The 16,544-nt window shown below is 65.0% G+C and carries 14 protein-coding genes and 3 pseudogenes; 5 read left to right on the forward strand and 12 right to left on the reverse strand.

The window, feature by feature from the left end; translation table 11 throughout:
• Both VML93_RS29825 and VML93_RS29830 read left to right on the forward strand, forming a co-directional pair.
• Window positions 1-188, forward strand: a 188-nt coding sequence (locus VML93_RS29825) for a hypothetical protein (RefSeq protein WP_325616059.1), incomplete at its 5' end; no start/stop codon positions are given.
• A gap of 143 nt (window positions 189-331) precedes the next feature.
• On the forward strand, window positions 332-1,648 hold the full coding sequence (locus VML93_RS29830; protein ID WP_325616061.1) for an acyltransferase: 1,317 nt from the start codon (window positions 332-334) through the stop codon (window positions 1,646-1,648).
• Here the strand turns inward: VML93_RS29830 and VML93_RS29835 are convergent.
• On the reverse strand, window positions 1,645-4,206 hold the full coding sequence (locus tag VML93_RS29835; protein WP_325616063.1) for an ABC transporter permease: 2,562 nt from the start codon (window positions 4,204-4,206) through the stop codon (window positions 1,645-1,647). The two genes, VML93_RS29830 and VML93_RS29835, sit on opposite strands and share 4 nt — an antisense overlap.
• Window positions 4,206-4,919 (reverse strand): ABC transporter ATP-binding protein, encoded by a 714-nt coding sequence (locus VML93_RS29840; RefSeq protein WP_325616065.1) that lies wholly within the window; start codon window positions 4,917-4,919, stop codon window positions 4,206-4,208. Before VML93_RS29840 ends, VML93_RS29835 begins: the two co-directional genes overlap by 1 nt.
• A 217-nt stretch (window positions 4,920-5,136) precedes the next feature.
• Here VML93_RS29840 and VML93_RS29845 point away from each other — a divergent pair, with 217 nt between their 5' ends.
• A complete protein-coding gene (locus VML93_RS29845; RefSeq protein WP_414686484.1) occupies window positions 5,137-5,607 on the forward strand; it encodes an MgtC/SapB family protein in 471 nt (156 codons plus the stop codon).
• 18 nt (window positions 5,608-5,625) lie between these two features.
• Here VML93_RS29845 and VML93_RS29850 read toward each other — a convergent pair whose 3' ends face one another.
• The 3 genes and pseudogenes from VML93_RS29850 to VML93_RS29860 form a co-directional block, all read right to left on the reverse strand.
• On the reverse strand, window positions 5,626-6,030 hold the full coding sequence (locus VML93_RS29850; RefSeq protein ID WP_414686485.1) for a universal stress protein: 405 nt from the start codon (window positions 6,028-6,030) through the stop codon (window positions 5,626-5,628).
• 41 nt (window positions 6,031-6,071) lie between these two features.
• Window positions 6,072-6,194: pseudogene (locus tag VML93_RS38740) on the reverse strand (universal stress protein); the annotation flags it as partial.
• The gene (locus VML93_RS29860) at window positions 6,191-6,352 is read right to left on the reverse strand and encodes a hypothetical protein (RefSeq protein WP_414686486.1); all 162 of its coding nucleotides are present in this window, start codon (window positions 6,350-6,352) and stop codon (window positions 6,191-6,193) included. The pseudogene VML93_RS38740 and the gene VML93_RS29860, both read right to left, overlap by 4 nt.
• A gap of 17 nt (window positions 6,353-6,369) precedes the next feature.
• Here VML93_RS29860 and VML93_RS29865 point away from each other — a divergent pair.
• A pseudogene (locus VML93_RS29865) lies at window positions 6,370-6,638 on the forward strand (helix-turn-helix domain-containing protein); the annotation flags it as partial.
• Between the two features lie 628 nt (window positions 6,639-7,266).
• On the opposite strand, the pseudogene VML93_RS29870 reads toward VML93_RS29865, so the two are convergent.
• Window positions 7,267-7,398 (reverse strand): annotated as a pseudogene (locus tag VML93_RS29870) (SBBP repeat-containing protein); the annotation flags it as partial.
• Window positions 7,399-7,681: 283 nt separating this feature from the next.
• Here VML93_RS29870 and VML93_RS29875 point away from each other — a divergent pair.
• Window positions 7,682-8,440: an alpha/beta hydrolase gene (locus VML93_RS29875; RefSeq protein WP_325616072.1), complete on the forward strand. Its 759-nt coding sequence runs from the start codon at window positions 7,682-7,684 to the stop codon at window positions 8,438-8,440.
• Between the two features lie 84 nt (window positions 8,441-8,524).
• On the opposite strand, the gene VML93_RS29880 is transcribed toward VML93_RS29875, so the two are convergent.
• The 6 genes from VML93_RS29880 to VML93_RS29905 form a co-directional block, all read right to left on the reverse strand.
• Entirely contained in the window at window positions 8,525-9,238 is a 714-nt protein-coding gene (locus VML93_RS29880; protein WP_325616073.1) for an SDR family NAD(P)-dependent oxidoreductase, read from the reverse strand.
• The gene (locus VML93_RS29885; RefSeq protein ID WP_325616082.1) at window positions 9,235-10,227 is read right to left on the reverse strand and encodes an alpha/beta hydrolase; all 993 of its coding nucleotides are present in this window, start codon (window positions 10,225-10,227) and stop codon (window positions 9,235-9,237) included. Before VML93_RS29885 ends, VML93_RS29880 begins: the two co-directional genes overlap by 4 nt.
• A 12-nt stretch (window positions 10,228-10,239) precedes the next feature.
• The gene (locus VML93_RS29890) at window positions 10,240-11,688 is read right to left on the reverse strand and encodes an aldehyde dehydrogenase (RefSeq protein WP_325616075.1); all 1,449 of its coding nucleotides are present in this window, start codon (window positions 11,686-11,688) and stop codon (window positions 10,240-10,242) included.
• A gap of 112 nt (window positions 11,689-11,800) precedes the next feature.
• Window positions 11,801-12,826: a nitronate monooxygenase gene (locus VML93_RS29895; RefSeq protein WP_325616076.1), complete on the reverse strand. Its 1,026-nt coding sequence runs from the start codon at window positions 12,824-12,826 to the stop codon at window positions 11,801-11,803.
• Between the two features lie 15 nt (window positions 12,827-12,841).
• Complete coding sequence (locus tag VML93_RS29900; RefSeq protein WP_325616078.1) at window positions 12,842-14,575, reverse strand: sigma-54-dependent Fis family transcriptional regulator; 1,734 nt, start codon at window positions 14,573-14,575, stop codon at window positions 12,842-12,844.
• A gap of 104 nt (window positions 14,576-14,679) precedes the next feature.
• Window positions 14,680-16,278 (reverse strand): GMC family oxidoreductase, encoded by a 1,599-nt coding sequence (locus VML93_RS29905; protein ID WP_414686483.1) that lies wholly within the window; start codon window positions 16,276-16,278, stop codon window positions 14,680-14,682.
• Window positions 16,279-16,544 lie beyond the last annotated feature (266 nt).

The raw sequence follows: 16,544 nt of genomic DNA on the forward strand, positions 1-16,544 counted from the left end.
ACCTGTTGACGAATTTGGTATTAGCCGAGCTGAATTTGCAATTGACCGCCCTCACCGTCTTGCAGCAGTTGGCGAATTCGTTCCCCATCCTCAATCCGCTTTTCTTGCTGGCCTTTGCTGCATTACTGATAGAGACTCTGCTGACTTTCGGGATCTTGTTGGCGCTATTTCCTCCGGTCTGGCCATAACAGCTAAGTAGTACCGCCCCGCCACCGAGGCGAGATTGGAGTAGTGCACTACGGAGTTCGTCCCGCCGCACCCGAGCGACGATTCCCTTGGCACACGGCTCGGTGATGCGAGCCGTCACGAACATCGCAGTTTGGGGGACCGCATGACCCAGCTGATCAGACCAGTGCACGCGGAGCGGCTCGAAATTCGCTGCAATGTCGGCGACGCCATCGTCGCCAACTTGGCGGTCCACATTGTCTTCTTCTTTGAGCGGCAACTCGACACGAAGGTGCTTACTCGTGCATTTGCGCACGCGCTCACGAGTCTTCCGATCTTCGCGGGGCGAATGACCGTCGTCGACGGCAGGATGGCGATCCGATGTGAGGGGCAGGGTGTGCCCTTCACGTCCGTGTCGTCCGGCCGCACGCTGCACGAGGCGATGCGTTCGGTGTCGCAGGACAGCGGACTCTGGCTCGTCGATCCGGTGAACGGTGCCACGGCTCGATGGGGGTTGGGCCCGCTGTGCAAGGTACGTGTCACGCAGCTCGCGGATGACGCGACCGCGATCGCTTTTTCATGGCACCACTCCGTCGGCGACATGCAGACGGCGATGCACTTCATGAACGCGTGGGCGGCTGCCGCTGCCGGCCAGCCACTTGCTGAGCCGTTGATCGTCGAAGACCGCGCCGCCTACCTCGACGAGCATCTCCCCGCCGATGGCGCTCGGGAGCCCGGGGTGCGTTGCCTCGGGCTCGCAGAATTCGCGCGTAGCGCGCTGTACTTGGCGAAGGATGCGCGAAAGCAGCGGACTCTGAGTCTCTATTTCGGCGAAGACGAAATCGCCCGCATGCGCAACGCCTACGGAAACCGGATGCGCTTGTCCGCGAACGACGTTGTGTGCGGACATGTTTCCGAAGCGCTGATGAAGGCGGATCCCGCGGTGGATCGTCGCACCCTCGCGATTGCCGTGAATGCGCGGAATCGTTGTGGCCTCGATCCGATGCTTGTCGGCAATATCATCACGACGCTGAACCTCGACCTGCGACGCGGAGAGGCTGCCAGCTCAATTGCCGAACGCATCCGCAACCAGGTGGACCACTTTGCCGACGAACACTGCGACATGCGCGTCAACCAACAGTTCCTGGACGCGACCGGCGCATGGCGGGCCGCTCGTTGCGTAATCTCTGCCTTCAATCCGGCCCGGTGGAACCCGGTTATCACGAATTGGAGCGGCTTCGGCGTTTACCGCATCCGATTCGAAGACGCCTTCCCGTCCTACTGCACGACGGTGCTGAAATTGCCCGTTGCGGGAGGGGGTGCCCTGATCGAAGGGGCAGAGGGCCGCGGGCTGGTCTTTCAGATGGCATTGCCGCCCAAGGAATTCGAGGCCACATCAAGCCCCGCGATTCGGGAACACCTGCAGCGGTTTCGGTGCGCACGCGACGACATTCCACGACTGCACTGCGAGGTGCACAGCTAGCTGGTGGTTCGCAGCACGTCGACCGTCTCCAGCCGCCGCGCATGGATCACGGGATACACCGCGGCAGCGAGGATGAGTACGAACACGGCTGTCACCCCGGTTCGCAGCGCTAACGGCAGCACACCCCATTCGATCTTGATGCCGTAGTACACCGGTGAACCCAGCGACCACAGATACGTGAGGCCCACACCCCCAAGCACAGCGAGGCCGGCGACCAACAAGCCGAGCAGGCCGGCGTTGGCGATGATCACGGCCTGTTCCTGCCCGGAGGTCATCCCGATCGCCCGCAACGCGGCTCGCTCACGCTTGCGTTGCACAAGTCCCAGGACAAACACGTTCAGCAGGCTCACGCCTGCGGCGATCATCACCACGTATCCGGCGACCGTCAAAGGCTCCAAGAAGCGGGAGATCCCGTTGGTTGCCACCGAGCGCCATTGCTCGTTGTCGTACACCCACAATCCGGCGTCGAGATTGAGGAAGTCTTTGCGGTGGGTGGTCGCGTCGGCGGCGGACGGATAGGCCACCGCGACCTGGTCGCGTGTGGCTGCCCAAGCAGAACGCGCCAAGCTTTCGGAGACCACGACGATGTCGCCCACCGCGGCGTCGCTGACCATCCGTGGGTGAAAGATTCCGGCCACCCGGTACCGCTTCGGCCCGTCGACGGTAGGCAGTTCGACGGTGTCGCCCGCGGCAACGCGGAGCCGGCTGGCGGCAATCTCGCTCAGGCCAATCTCCCCTTCGCGCAAACCCTTCCAGAAACTGTCGCGGACAGCGGTCGGCTCATACATCGCCTGGCTGTACCAATCACCCGGTGTGACGCCGACGACCAGGCGCGACAAAGTTCCCGACGAGATCGTCGACCGCCAGCGCGAAGACACGCTGCGGCCGTCGGCGGCGCCGGTCACCAACCCGAACGTGGAGTCGGAAAGCCGCCCGTCGCGCTGATCGAGCACCGATTGGGCGGCAATCAATAAGGCGGCCGGCAGTCGGTCAGCCTTTTGCGCGGCAATCTGTTCGGCGCCGAGCAGTTGCGTGCTGTGTGAGCCGATGGCGAAGCTGGTGCCCTCGGCGAGTAGCGCGGCAGAGAATGCGAAAAGCATTGTGTAGCGCCGAAAATCGGCACGGAGCAGACGCCCGACGGCGGGACGCGCGATCGTCAGCAATTCGATCAACGGCCCGGCGGCGCGCGGGGCGATCCACGCCGACACCAACACCACCCCGAACAACCCCACGGTCATGCCGTTCATACCTGCGCTGAACGGCAGCGACCCCCGCGCGAATATCTTCAATACGACGACGGAGCCTGCCAGCAAGCCCGCCCCGACGACCAGCGGCCAGAGAGGGATCGTCCTGGCGCGCCGCACTCCGCCGACGCTCGCCATCGACTCCAATGGCCCGTCGCGCATCAACCTGGAGGCCGGCCCGATCATCGCAAGGATTCCGCAGAGCATCCCCGCGGCCGCTCCGATCGCGATCAAGTTCGGCGTGAAGTGCGCAGCGATCGTGCCGCCGGATCCGGCCAACATGGACTGCCCGAAGCGGTTCACCAGATACGTCCCGAGCAGGAAGCCGCTCGGCACCCCCAACAGGCCCCCGAGTGCACCCACCACGGCCCCTTCGGCGAGCATCCCGCCGAACAATCCGACCGGTTTGGCGCCGATTGCGCCGATAGTCCCCATCACCGCTCGCCGATCTTCCACGGCCAGCAGGATGGTGTTCACCGCAATGAGGACGCCGATGATGATGCCGGCCAGCACGATCAGGTCGGTGCCCTGCTTGCCGCTCTCGATCACGGCCGGCAGCTGCGGCCGGGGCGGGCCAGCGGTTGCGACACCGGCGATTACGCGGTCGACGTCGGCAGCGATGTTCACGCCCTGTCTCGGAAGGACGAACGCGGCCGTGGCGTAACCGGGCGAGGAGAGCAGGCTCGCGGCGATGTCCGCGGAGGGGGCTAACAGCACGTAGCCGTCGTTGATGCCCTTGACGCGGTCGAACTCCGGAAACGTCCAACCCAGATGAGCCGACCGTGGCGGCAGGCCCGGAATGCGCAACTCATCACCCAGCTTTAGGCCGTGCCGGGCGGCGATGACCGCCGGAATCTGCATCGGCACGCCTGGGCCCTCTGCCGGCTGGACATCGTGCGCGCGCTGCTCGCAGTTGAAGGAGCCGACCAGGAGTTCGATCTGGCACGACCCGCCGAGCAGAAAGAACCCGTGCGTGCCTCCGGAGAGGTCCACGGGCGTCAAGGTGGCGACGATCGGGATCACCGCCTCCGCTCCTGCCACGTCAGCGCGTAGGCGGTCGACGGTCGCGATCGGCAACCGACCGCTCACATTCGGGGTCACCTCGACGACTCCGATGGCGGCGGCTTGGGTCAGTGACGGGCCGAACGAGTCGAACGGGCGGGTGAGCTCGGACTTGAGTACCAGCGTCCCGAGGACCACCGTCACTCCGAGTGCGACGCCGATCGCGCTGAGCAGCGTTCGGCGCCAGTCGGCGATCAACGCGGCGAGGTGGATGCGCCGGAAAGACATCCATCCGGCGCGCAACCTGTGCATCAGCGCTCGCCAGCGGGCACGGCCGGCAGGGTGTTGGGGATGGCGCACGGGCGCCCGTCGACAAGATGCAACTCGCGCGAGCCGTAACGCGCCGCGGCCGGGTCGTGCGTCACCATGACGACGGCCGTGCCCTCTTCGTCTGACAGCGACCGCAGGAGGTCCAAGACCTCGGTCGACGAATGGCTGTCCAGGTTGCCCGTCGGCTCGTCGGCGAGGACGAGGGACGGCCGGGCCACCAGCGCACGCGCCACCGCCACCCTCTGCATTTGTCCGCCCGACAGCTCGGCGGGCCGGTGTCGCATCCGGTCGCCGAGCCCGACCCGTTGCAACAGCTCCTCGGCGCGGGCGTCGGCTGATCGGGCACGCATACCGTCGAGCACCAGCGGCAATGACACGTTCTCGACCGCGGTCAGCATGGGCACCAAGTTGAAGAACTGGAAGACGAAACCGAGGGTGCGTCGCCGGAACGCGGCGCGCGCGCCGGTTTTCATCGACCACACGTCTTGGCCGGCGACGGCTACGGTGCCGCTGTCCGGCGCGTCCAGCCCGCCGGCAACATGCAGGAGGGTCGATTTGCCGGCTCCCGACGGTCCGGTCACGACCACGAATTCGCCTGCGTCCAAAGTGAAGTCGAAGTCGACGAGCACCTGCACCTGCTCGTCGCCCCTGCGGTACGACTTGCCGACGCCCGTGAGCTGTAGTACCGGCTTCACGCCTGGACCGCCAATGTCCCGTCAGCGAACATCGAATCAGCCCTCTCCCATTTGGGGTTGTGACCGATTGATCGTCGCTCGCGTGAGTTGCCGCTGGTGCAGTAGCGCGGTACTGCATTCTCGCTCGATCTAGGCCGCCCATGTTTGCTGCCGTCTGGGTTATCGCTGCATCTGAAGAAAGGGAAAGGGCACATCCCGCCCGGGTACCAGTGTGAAAATGATTGGCATGAATGCGGCCCATCCTGGGTTGGATCTGCTGTTCCGCGTGGGACTGGCCACGCTGCTCGGCATCGCAATCGGCCTGGAACGCCAGTGGCGATCGCGGATGGCCGGGCTGCAGACCATGGCGCTCGTCAGCATGGGCTCGGCGTTGTTCACGATTATGGGTGCATACGACTTCCCAAATTCGACCGATCGCAACAAGGTGGCCGCTTCAATTGTCACGGGCATAGGCTTTTTGGGCGCTGGGGTGATCCTCAAGTCAGGCATGACGGTGTCTGGGCTCAACACTGCCGCGACGCTGTGGGCGACGGCGGCGGTGGGTGCGCTATGCGGCGTGTGGATGTGGCGCGAAGCGGTCGTGGGCGCGGTGGTAATCGTCGGCGCTAACGGGTTGCTCTACCCGCTCGCGAAGTGGATCGACGGAAGACCTCAAAAGCCTGGCCGTGGGAAGCATGCCGACTTTTGAGCCGTCGACGGTATGCAATCAGCCCTGGCGGGCGATGATCATCGGGACCTGCACGTAATGCGCCAGCATTAAGCTGACCGACCCCAGCATCAGGCCGGCGAAGCCGCCGCGACCGCGGTTGCCGACCACCAGCAGCTGGGCATTCTCGGCCTGCTCGGCCAGGTGGACGGTCGGCTGGTCGCGCACGACTACCCGGCGGATGGACACCTCCGGGTAGCGCTCGGACCAGGCCGACAAGCGCTTGTCCAGCAACTTCACCTTGCCCTGTGCGACGGCGTCCCAGTCCACCTCGGGGACCTCCCACAGGTCGACGTCGCTCCACGCGTGCACGGCGACCAGTTCGACGCCCCTGTTAGCAGCCTCCTTGAATGCGATACGCGTCGCGAGCTCGGAGCTCGGCGAGCCGTCGATGCCGACGACGATGGGCGCGTCGGCGGCGGGATTTCGCGGTCAGGGATCACCGCGACCGGGCATTGCGCGCCGTACACCATCGCGGTGCTGACCGAGCCGAGTAGCAGACCGCGCAAGGCGCCGTGTCCGCGGCTGCCCACCACGATCGCCTGCGCGCGTTCGGACAGCTCGATCAGCGTGGGATGGGTTCGGAGCGGTAGATCTCGGTGCCGGCAATATCCGCCACAGCGCCGGCGTCCTCGGCGGTGCGTTGCGCGAGGGCGGCGGTGCCGTCGACAATCCCGCGTGCATTGGCGTCCTGCCACTGTTCCGTGGCCTCCGGGACCGGCAGCAACGAGCGGGTGACCCTCGATGGGTGCGCAGGCATTCGCCGAGCGGACTCGCCGCGAGTTGGTCGCCACTGGCGAAAGGTCGCCAAACAGCCGGTCGGCTCGGGCGATGAGCTGACGGCCCAGGAGACGCAGATCGCCCGGCTGGCGGGCGACGGGCTGACCAATCAAGAGATCGGTGCGCAGCTCTTCATCAGCATGCACACCGTCGAGTGGCACCTCAGGAAAGTCTTCGTCAAGGTTGGCATCACCTCGCGACGACAGCTACGGACGATCTCGTGGGCGAGCTAGGCACGTCGGGGGAGAGCGCGCCACGTAACCCGTCAGCTGGCAATGGAATTGAAAGGAATGTCCGATGTCGGAGAAGTGGGACCCGCGTGGCAGATAACGTCCGCCATCGAGGGTCTGGGCTTCGCAACCGCGGTTGCGAGAATTCGCCCTGCAGCCCGGCGCCAGGCGGGTTCAGGATTTGGGTGCCGGGGCCGCATTTCCATACAAGCAATCATGTAATTCCTGACTACCTGGGTCGAAGTTGGCTCCGCAATTGCAGTCGTGAGCGTCCTTGGGGGGAAGTGAATCGCAATAAGGGGTATTAGCCGAGGCCGATGATGCGGTCCACATAACACCAGCGGCCAAGGCTGCCGTTGCGGCGGCGACCGTGGCCCTCAATATTCTCGTCTTCACGGTGGGATTCCTTTCTCTGGATAAATCCAGCCGCGGTCCTTACTGGGATCGACGTAATGCAGCGGCATGCAGGGACGGGTACTTGGGGCAGTGTGTCACCATTTAGCCTGCCTTGCTGGACGGAGCGATAGCCCCTGCGATGGTCCCGGTGTTCGTTTGCGGGTCAGGTATCCGCTCGTTTCTCGACGTCGCTGTCCAGCCGCTCGGTGTGATTGGCAGCAGTTGCCGCGACCGGACTACGCAGCGGCAGCTTCAGCACCTGATTGCTGAGGTCGGTGACGTAGACGTTGCCGGTGCTGTCCACCGCGACACCGAAGGGACGGATGATGCCGGTGAACGGGAGCACTTCCTGGATGGAGGAGCCCGCCAGTTTCAACCCCAGCCACCCGTCGAACCCCGTTTCGGCTGCCGTCTGGGACGTTTGCGCTGGAAAAGGACGCGGCCCGGACAGGGTTTGCGTACGGACGGTCGGCCGCCGGCGTCGCACCAACCCAATTTAAGTAATCGATTACTCAAGCCAACCTTGTCGTTTCGGGCGAAGCTGGGGTTCCGCCCTGATCGGAGACGGCGGACCCGGTTTCGCTGGCGGTTCCGGCGGGTCCGGTGGCCCGCTATAGGGCAACCCAGGAATTCCCGGTTAGGAGAAGGCTTTGGAGAAATCACCCCTGGTTCTACTGCATGGCGCAACCGGCTCGGGCCGCATCTGGCAGGACACTGTTCCGCTGTTGTCCGCGCATCACGATGTTCGTACGCCGACTCTGCTCGGGCACCGCGGCGGGCCTGCCATCCAGCGCCGTCCGGCGAGCGTTAGCGACATGGTGGACGCGATGGAACGCTATCTGGACGAGCATGATCTGGGGCGACCGCATTTCGCCGGGGACTCGTTGGGCGGATGGGTGTCCATCGAGTTGGCGCGGCGTGGGCGTGCCGCGAGCGTCTGCGCGTTCTCCCCGGCAGGCTTCTGGTGGGACCGCGATTCTCACGAAAAGGTGTTCAGACAGATACGCAGGATGCGCGCGCAAGCGCGCCTCAGCCGTCCGATAGCGCCGCTGGTGCTCAGGTCGGCAGTAGCCCGCCGCGTCGGTTTGCGTACGACCGCGTGTCACGGCGACCGCCTTACCGCCGCGCAGGTCGTAGGGCTGATGGACGATTCCAACGACTGCCCGTTCATGGATGACTACACCCCCGACCAGCAGGTCGAACCGCTGGACCCGTTGCCGTGCCCGGTCACGCTGGCGTGGGCGCAGTTCGACCGACTCGTTCCGGCCGAGACGTACGGCCGGACTGCACGCGAACGCCTGCCCGGCGCTACGTGGGTGCTCCTGCCCGGCGTCGGACACCTTCCGATGATCGACGACCCGGCCCTCGTGGCCCGGACCGTCATGGCCGTGACCGGTGTCGCGGTTTGATCCCTCGGTTTGTGCTCTGGGGTGCCCAAAAAGTGCCCGGTGAGCGACGGCGCCCTTTATATCGGCGGCAGCTCCGCGAGAATTTCAGTGTCCCGCGCTTTGACCACCATCCACGTGCAGGATCTCGCCAGTGACGAACGAGGCGTTCTCCAGGTAGACGACCGCGTCGACGACGTCGTCGATCTCGCCAAGACGGCCGACTGGGTGCAGCAGCGCCAGCGTGTCGTACGAGGACGGATCGTGCATCGGCGTGCGTATGACGCCCAGCGCGACGGCGTTGGATCGAATCCCGCGAGACGCGTACTCCACCGCCAGCGCCTTGGTCACCGCGTTGAGCCCACCCTTCGTCAGCGAGGTCAACGCCGAGGGCACCCGGGAATCGGCCTGGTCTATCAGGCTGGTCGAGATGTTCACCACGTGACCGCCGCCTTCCCGGGAGAGCATCGCGGCCACCGCGGCGCGCGAGACCTCGAAGAAACCGCGAAGGTTCACTCCGGTGACGGCGTCGTAGTCCTCGTCGGTGTAGTCGGTGAAACTCTTGGGTATGAAGATTCCCGCGTTGTTGACCACGGTGTCGACGCGGCCGAACCGCTCCACGGCCGCGTCGATGATGCGCTGGCCGACACCCGGCTGCGCGACGTCACCCGGCACCGCCAGCACCATCAGGTCGTCGCTGTCGGCGATCCCGCGGGAGTTGGCGACCACCGCGTAGCCGAGCTTGCGATACGCCGAAACCAAGCCCGCGCCGATGCCCTGAGAGGCGCCGGTGATGACGGCGACGCGTTGTGAGTTGTTCATTGTCGAATCCTTTCCTCGCTCGGACGCACACTGCAACGCAAACTCCGGCCATTCCATGCTTGGCCTGGACTCGTTGACAGAATTGTGTGTCGTAACCACTCGGCCTGGTCGGCTGCCATCGCCTCTCGCGTCTCGTTGTACAGCGGCTGGAAATGGTCGACGTCGTACCGCTTCAACTGCGCCCGGGGTGCCGCTTGTGCGAGTCTCTCGACGGCACGAGACGGAACCGTGGTGTCACGCTCCCCGGACTGCACGAGGATTGGGCAAGCGAGCTTCTTGGCTTTGGTGACGGGCCGGAAGAACGGCGCCGTCGCGAAGAACCCTGGCGACATCAGGTTGACCCACTGCGATCCTGCGGTGGCTGACGCAAACCCGTCGGCCTCACCGGGCAGCGTCATTGCTGCGCGTTCGCCTGGCTGTGCGGTCACGGGAACTAGGGTGCGGCTGCCCAGTGAATCCTTGATCACGCGCGGCAGCAGCCACGCCATATTCGCCGGATCGTGACGAATGGTTGCCATCATGCGCGACAACCCATCGAGAAACGGGCACATCAGGATCATGCCCGCCACGCGGGTGTCGGTTGCCGCTACGGCAACGGCGGTCCCGGCGCTCAGTGAGTAGCCCCAAAGGACGATCTTTTGCGCGTCGACTCCGTCGAGCCTGCTGGCGTAGGCCACTGCCGCACGGCAGTCCGTCGCCAGCCGCGACGACCGAATGTGTTGGCGGGGTTGACCATCCGAATCGCCGAGGTGGCGGTAGTCGTCCACTAGGACGGCCGCGCCCGCTTCGGCGAGCGCCTCGGCGTATGCGGTTAGACCGCTGTGGCGAGTTAGCGAGACTCCGTTGGCCATCACCACGCACGGGGCTTTTGCGGTGTCATCTTCGGGACGGTAAAGCCATCCCTTACAGGTTTCTTTGCCTGATTGGAACGCGATGTCAAAGCGTTTCACGGTCCTATTCCTTTCGTCTGAATCGATGCGCCACGGAATCGAAAAGCCCTGTCAGGAAAGGAAAATCGACTTGGCATGTTGGAAGCCCCGCAGGCCTTCCGGGCCCAATTCCCTTCCGATGCCGGAGTTCTTGATTCCGCCGAACGGCGCGGTGATGTCGGGTAGATAGTGGTTGATTCCAACGGTGCCCGAGTGGATGCGAGCGGCCACCGCCACGGCATGGTCCTGGTCGGGCGACCACACGGTGCCGCCGAGACCGTATTCGGAATCGTTGGCGATCCTGATCGCGTCGTCCTCGTCGTCGTAGGCGATGACCGTCAGCACCGGACCGAAGATCTCTTCACGCGCCACTACGCTGCGGTTGTCGAGCCCGGCGAAGATGGTGGGTTCGATGAAGTAACCGTGAGGCAGGTGCGGGGGCCGCCTGCCGCCGGTCGTCACCGTGCCGCCGTCGGCCAGACCTTGCTGAATGTAGCTTTCGACCTTTTGTCGTTGCGCTGCGTTGACGAGTGGTCCGATCTGCGTGTTGGGGTCGAGCGGGTCGCCGATGGCCAGCGACTGCGCCATGGCCGTGCAGAAGTCGACAACCTCGTCATAGCGCTTGCGCGGCGCGAGGATTCGCGTGCTGGCGAAGCACATCTGGCCGGTGTTGAACAGCGTCGCCGCAAACAATCGATCGGCGAACTGGCTGAGGTCTAGGCCGGGGTCGTCGAGGATGACCGCCGCCGATTTGCCGCCGAGCTCCAAGGTCATTGGCTTGAGCTGCCGTCCGCAGGTGCTCGCCACCTCTCGGCCGGCCGAGGTCGAGCCGGTGAACGAGACCTTGTCGACGCCCGCGCTGGCCACCAGTGCGCGGCCGACGTCGGCGCCACCGGGCAGCACGTTGAGGACGCCCGCCGGCAGCCCGGCTTTCTCGGCGAGTTCGGCCAGCAGCAGGGCGTCCAGCGGCGTTTCGGGTGACGGTTTGAGCACCACTGTGCAGCCTGCGGCCAGCGCCGGCACGTACTTGAACGCCGACTGTGTCTGCGGAACATTCCACGGAGTGATCGCCGCGACGACACCGATCGGGACGTGCATTACGAGGGTGCTGGTACCGAGCGGCGTCCGCCTGGTCTCACTGCTGGGAAGCTGCTCGATGAGACCGGCGTAATAGTTGAGCAGCATGCCTGGCACCGCGCCTTCCAGCAGCGCGGCCTGGCTGATGGGCATCCCGTTCTGCTGGCACACGGTGTGCACCATGTCTTGTGCGGCCTGTTGGTACTGCCCGGCGAATTCATTGAGCACGGCGGCGCGGTCGGCCGGATCCCAATTCGACCAGCCACCCGGTTCGTCGAATGCGGCGCGGGCCGCGGCGACGGCGTGGTCGACGTCGCGTTCGCCGGCGGCGATGACGGAGCCCACCCGCTCGCCGGTGGCCGGCGACTGGATTTCAATCTTGGCAGTGGATGACGGGGCGACCCACTGTCCGCCGATGTAGATCGTGTCGATGTCGATGTTCATCGAAGTTCCTTTCTGACGTTGATATTTCGAGTCTGGCGCAGGAAGGAGGGCCGCGACGTTCAAGATCTGGACACGGGCGCCGTGCTGACGTCGTAGGTACGCGGGGCTCTCGTCAGCCGAGTTCGCGGACGATGTCTACGGCTGAGCCCGCTTTGGCGTGCTTGAATGCCGCACCCGCCCACAGGGCAACGCCATGTGGGTCACCGATTTTCAGAGCGGCGGCCTGGATGGGGCCGGTCATCATCGCGACTTCCGGGAAGCCGAACATCGCGTCCTGTTCGTGTTCCTCGATGAACCGGTTTCGCAAGGCTCGCGCGTAGCGCCCGGTGAACGCACGCGTGACCGCCGTCTGGTCGAAGTGCGCGTCGCACAATGCGGCTCGATGCACCGGATGGGTTCCCGCCTCGTCGGCGAGCAAGAGTGCCGTACCGAGCTGCGCGGCGATCGCGCCCCTGCTCCGCACCCGTTGCACATCACTTGCCGTCGCCAGGCCGCCGGTGGCCACGATGGGACAGTCGACGCCAAACGTCAACGCGGCCAACAGGTCGTCGAGCGGATCGTCGGCAGGCGCTGCGAGCGGGTCGAACGTCGCGCGGTGTCCACCGGCGCACGGACCCTGGGCCACCACAGCATCCACCCCGGAGAGCAGTGCGATTTCGGCTTCGCCGATGCTGGTGACGGTGGCGACCGCCAAGATGCCGCTGCTCGTGAGTTGACGGCACTGGACCTTCGTCGGCGAGCCGAAGGTGAACGACACCACCTCCGGCCGTAACTCGCACACCACATCGAGCTTGGCGACGCTGTCATCCTCACCACGACGCGGCTCGCCAGATGGCACGCCATAGCGTTCCGTCTCGCGTGTCAACGCCGCGGCGAACGCGTTGAACGCCGCCGCTGTGGCCGAATACGGTTGGGGCACAAACAGGTTCACGCCGATCGGACCCGAAGTCAACTTGCGCGCCGCGACTATGTCGTCGGCCAGCTGCTGCGCGGAAATCAGCCCACCGGCCAGAAAGCCAAGTCCCCCGGCGTTTGACACGGCGGCGGCCAGCGCGGGCGTGGACGGCCCGCCAGCCATTGGCGCACCGACGATGCGAATGGTCAGGTCGGCCAGTGCAAAGCGGTCAGTGGCACTCATCGCAGCGACCAAACGCTAGGGGGTCGCCGTGACGATGTCGTACGTACGCAGTGCGGCGTACAAGGTCGTGCGACTGATTCCGAGTTGGGCCGCCGCACGTTTCTTGTCGCCGCCTGCACGCTTGAGCGCGTCAATGATCGTGGCGCGCTTGGCCTGTTCCATGGGCGTCAACTGGTGCCTCGTTGACCGCTGGCGGTACGCCTCAGGAAGGTCCGCGCGGGTGATGTCGCCGACGCGTCGGCGACTCACCGCCTGCACGACGACCGTATGAAGTTGGCGGACATTACCTTCCCAGTCGTTGGCCGCAAGCGCCTGGAGTGCCGCAGGGGTGAACCGGACGGTGTTATGCATGCCCAGGTTCCGCAGCATGGACCCGACGAGTTCGGGAATAATGTTGGGCTGCTGCCGCAGCGGGGTCAGCTCTACCCGCTCGGTGCATCGTGAAATCAGCTGACGGGCCTGCGGTGTCAGCTCCTTGGGAGGCAGGATCGTCGACACGACGACCGTCCCCGCGAATCCGTCCAGAATTCCGGCCAGTGACCGGGCACCCTCCGCCGACAGCAGATGGATTGACTCGACCGCCACAACGGAATTCTCTGAGTCGTCCTCGGAGGCACTCTGCTGGACGTCGCCCAACCACTCGGTCGCGGTCTGTGCGGTGCACAGCGCGGCATCGTGAATCCGCAATGATCTGCCCGCGGCCACCTTCTGGATTGTGGTCGTGTGCCCCGCGCCTGGTTCGCCGCAGATCAGGATTCCGCGGGCAGCATCCGGCAGTGGCGGCGAGAGCGGCTGCGGGGCACGAGTTTTCACATTGGTGATGGTCAGCACTGCTTCACCGCTTGGCCCCAGTAAGCGACAGCTGATCTCAGCCTCGCGGTTTCCGCTCAGGATCACGTTTGCGGCCGTGGTCGTCTCATCGGTGCTCGACGCGGCGATATCGCGGATGAGTGCATGATCGGCGGCGTCGAGGAGCTCGACGGCGGCGGTGTTGGCCAGAAAGATGTCGCGACCGATCGCAACGGTCGGCCGATCACGACCGCCACCGAGCTCGCGCCGCAATTCTGCGAGCAATGCTCGTTCGTTCTGGCTGCGGCCTTCCAGAAGCAGCTGCTCGATCTCACGAGCCGCGTTGCTGACGTAGGGAGCGAGCAGTGGATTTCGTTCGCCCGCAAGGCAGGTGACGTCGACGACACCCTCGAGCCGGCGAGTGTACGGATCGATGATCGGCTGGCCGTAGCAGCTCAGGCCGCGCAGCTGCCCGATGAAATGCTCGTCGCCGTGGACAGCCACCGCCCGACGCAGCTCGTAGCTGGTGGAGATCGCATTGGTGCCGGTGGTGTCTTCGCGAAAGAGAGTGCCGTGCAACGCCTCTCCGATCAGCTCGAACACCCTTCGGAAGTGCGCTCGGCCCCAACGCGTCGCCACGATGCGGGCGTCGCGATCGGCCAACATCACGCAGTAGTCCCAGCCGTCCAGTGCTTCGGCCATCTTGTTTAGGACCGGGTCGGCGGCGCGTAGTAGCCGGCTGGCCGTGTCGTACTCATCCACCTTCAGGGCATCGACGGTGCTCGACGGCGACAGTCCGCTCAGCTGCGAACGTCGCCAAGAGTCCGCGATTACTCCGCGGGCGCGCTGCGGCGAGGACACGATCGGACTACCGCCCGCTCGCAGTGCAGGTTGGTCATCACCCTGTTTCCTTTCCGGGACGGGCCACCCCGCATCACACATCACCGTCAACTTCGACATGGACATCGTGCTTCTGCACATCATCCCTCTTCCCCAACCATCACGCAGTGCCCGTCGATTCCGGTGGCAATGTGACAATCGCGTAAATCGCGCCTGTTGGCCGCTCACCGGCGGTTCGCCGCGGCGATGAGGTCGGCTGCTTTGGCCCCGATCAGCACGCTCGGTGCGTGGGTGTGCCCGCGGATGATGGTCGGCATCACCGAGGCGTCGGCGACGCGAAGCCCGCCTACTCCGCGCACCTCCAACTCGGGGGTGACCACGCTGGCGTGATCTTTGCCCATCCGGCAGGTGCCCACCGGATGCCAAATGCTGTGCGCCTCGTTATTGAGCGCGTTTTGCAGGGTGGTTTCGCTGGTATCGGTGGCACCGATCGGGCGGGCTATCGACCCCAGTACACCGGCCAAGGGCGGTGCATCGGCGATCTTGACGCACATGCGGAGACCCTCGAGCATCGCGGCGCGGTCGAGCCCGCCCGGATCGGACAGGTAGCGCGGGTCAATAATCGGCTTGTCGGTCGGGTCTGCCGAGCGCAGCCAGATTCGTCCGCTGCTGCGGGGCTTTTGCAGGATCGGCCCGAAGCTGACTGCGTGGCCGTACGGCTCACCGAGCCCCTGGTCGAAGAAAGGCCCGGGCCCGAAGAACAGCTCGAGGTCGGGAAGTTTCAGTTCGGGACGGCTGCGGACGAATCCGGCTGCTTCGCCCTGCGGTGAGGTCAGCATGCCGCGACGCCGGATCAGGTAGTTGGCGATCTGCATCGGCTTGCCGGCCCCGATCAGCGTGTTCGCCTCGACATCGAAGCCGAGCACCGCGACGAGATGATCCTGCAGGTTGTGCCCGACCTGGGGCAGGTGATGGACGACCTCGATGCCATGGCGCTGCAGGTGTTGCTGGTTGCCAATGCCCGAAAGCATCAGCAGCTGCGGTGAGTTCACGGCTCCGGCACACAGCACCACCTCGCGGCGGGCGCGGACGAACTGGCGTCCGCGATCATTCTCGAACTCCACCCCCACCGCTTGCGTGCCATTGAAGATCACTCGCGTCACAGTGGCGTTGGTGATCAGGGTGAGGTTTTTGCGGCGCAGCGCCGGGCGCAGCCAGGCGTCCGCGGCGCTCCATCGGCTTCCGCGACGCTGGGTCACCATCGTTCGGCTGAACCCGTCAGGCTGCGGCAGATTCGGCCGTTCGACTGCGTGGCCCGTCTGTTGGACCGCCTGCAGCCAGGCCGCGGTCAACGGATGCGGGCTGCGCTGGTGTGAGACGTGCAGCGGCCCGGCAACTCCCTCGTCGGGTTCGCGTGCCCCTTCAACGCTTTCGATTTGCTTGAAGTACTTGACGATTCGGTTGAACGACCACTGTTCGCCGGCGTGTTGGGCCCACTCGTCGTAGTCGGCGGCGAATCCGCGGATCCACAACATGGCGTTCATGGACGACGAGCCACCCAGCGTTTTGCCCCGCGGCCAATAGATCCGCCGCCCATTCAGCTCCGGCTGGGGCTCGGTGAGATAGTCCCAGTCAATGGGGCTGCCGAACAGCTGCGTCCATGTCACCGGCATTCTGATGCGAGGGTCGGTGTCTTTTCCTCCCGCCTCCAGCACCACGACCCGGTTTCTGAGGTCGGCGCTGAGCCGCTCGGCGATTACTGGACCTGCCGAGCCGGTGCCAACCACCACATAGTCGGCCATGGCCACGTCAATGTCCGTCATTTCGTTCATATCGTCCTCGGTGCTCGAGTGTGATGTGGATCAGCGATCACATCGCTGTTTCCTGGTCACCGAGGCCCCGCCGGGTAACCGCGGTGTCAGAGCTGTCATCTACGTTGGTGCCAGCGATTTCTGACGGTAGAAACCCCCAGGTGATGCCGTCCACTATCTGTCCACTAAATGAACACGACCGAGGGTTCTGTCGCTGCAGCCCACGGATTGGAACTCCGCCAAGAGATGTGGTGGCCAAGCTAGGCAACATCGGCTGC

It is taken from the genome of Mycobacterium sp., from assembly GCF_035499775.1.
Lineage (GTDB): Bacteria > Actinomycetota > Actinomycetes > Mycobacteriales > Mycobacteriaceae > Mycobacterium.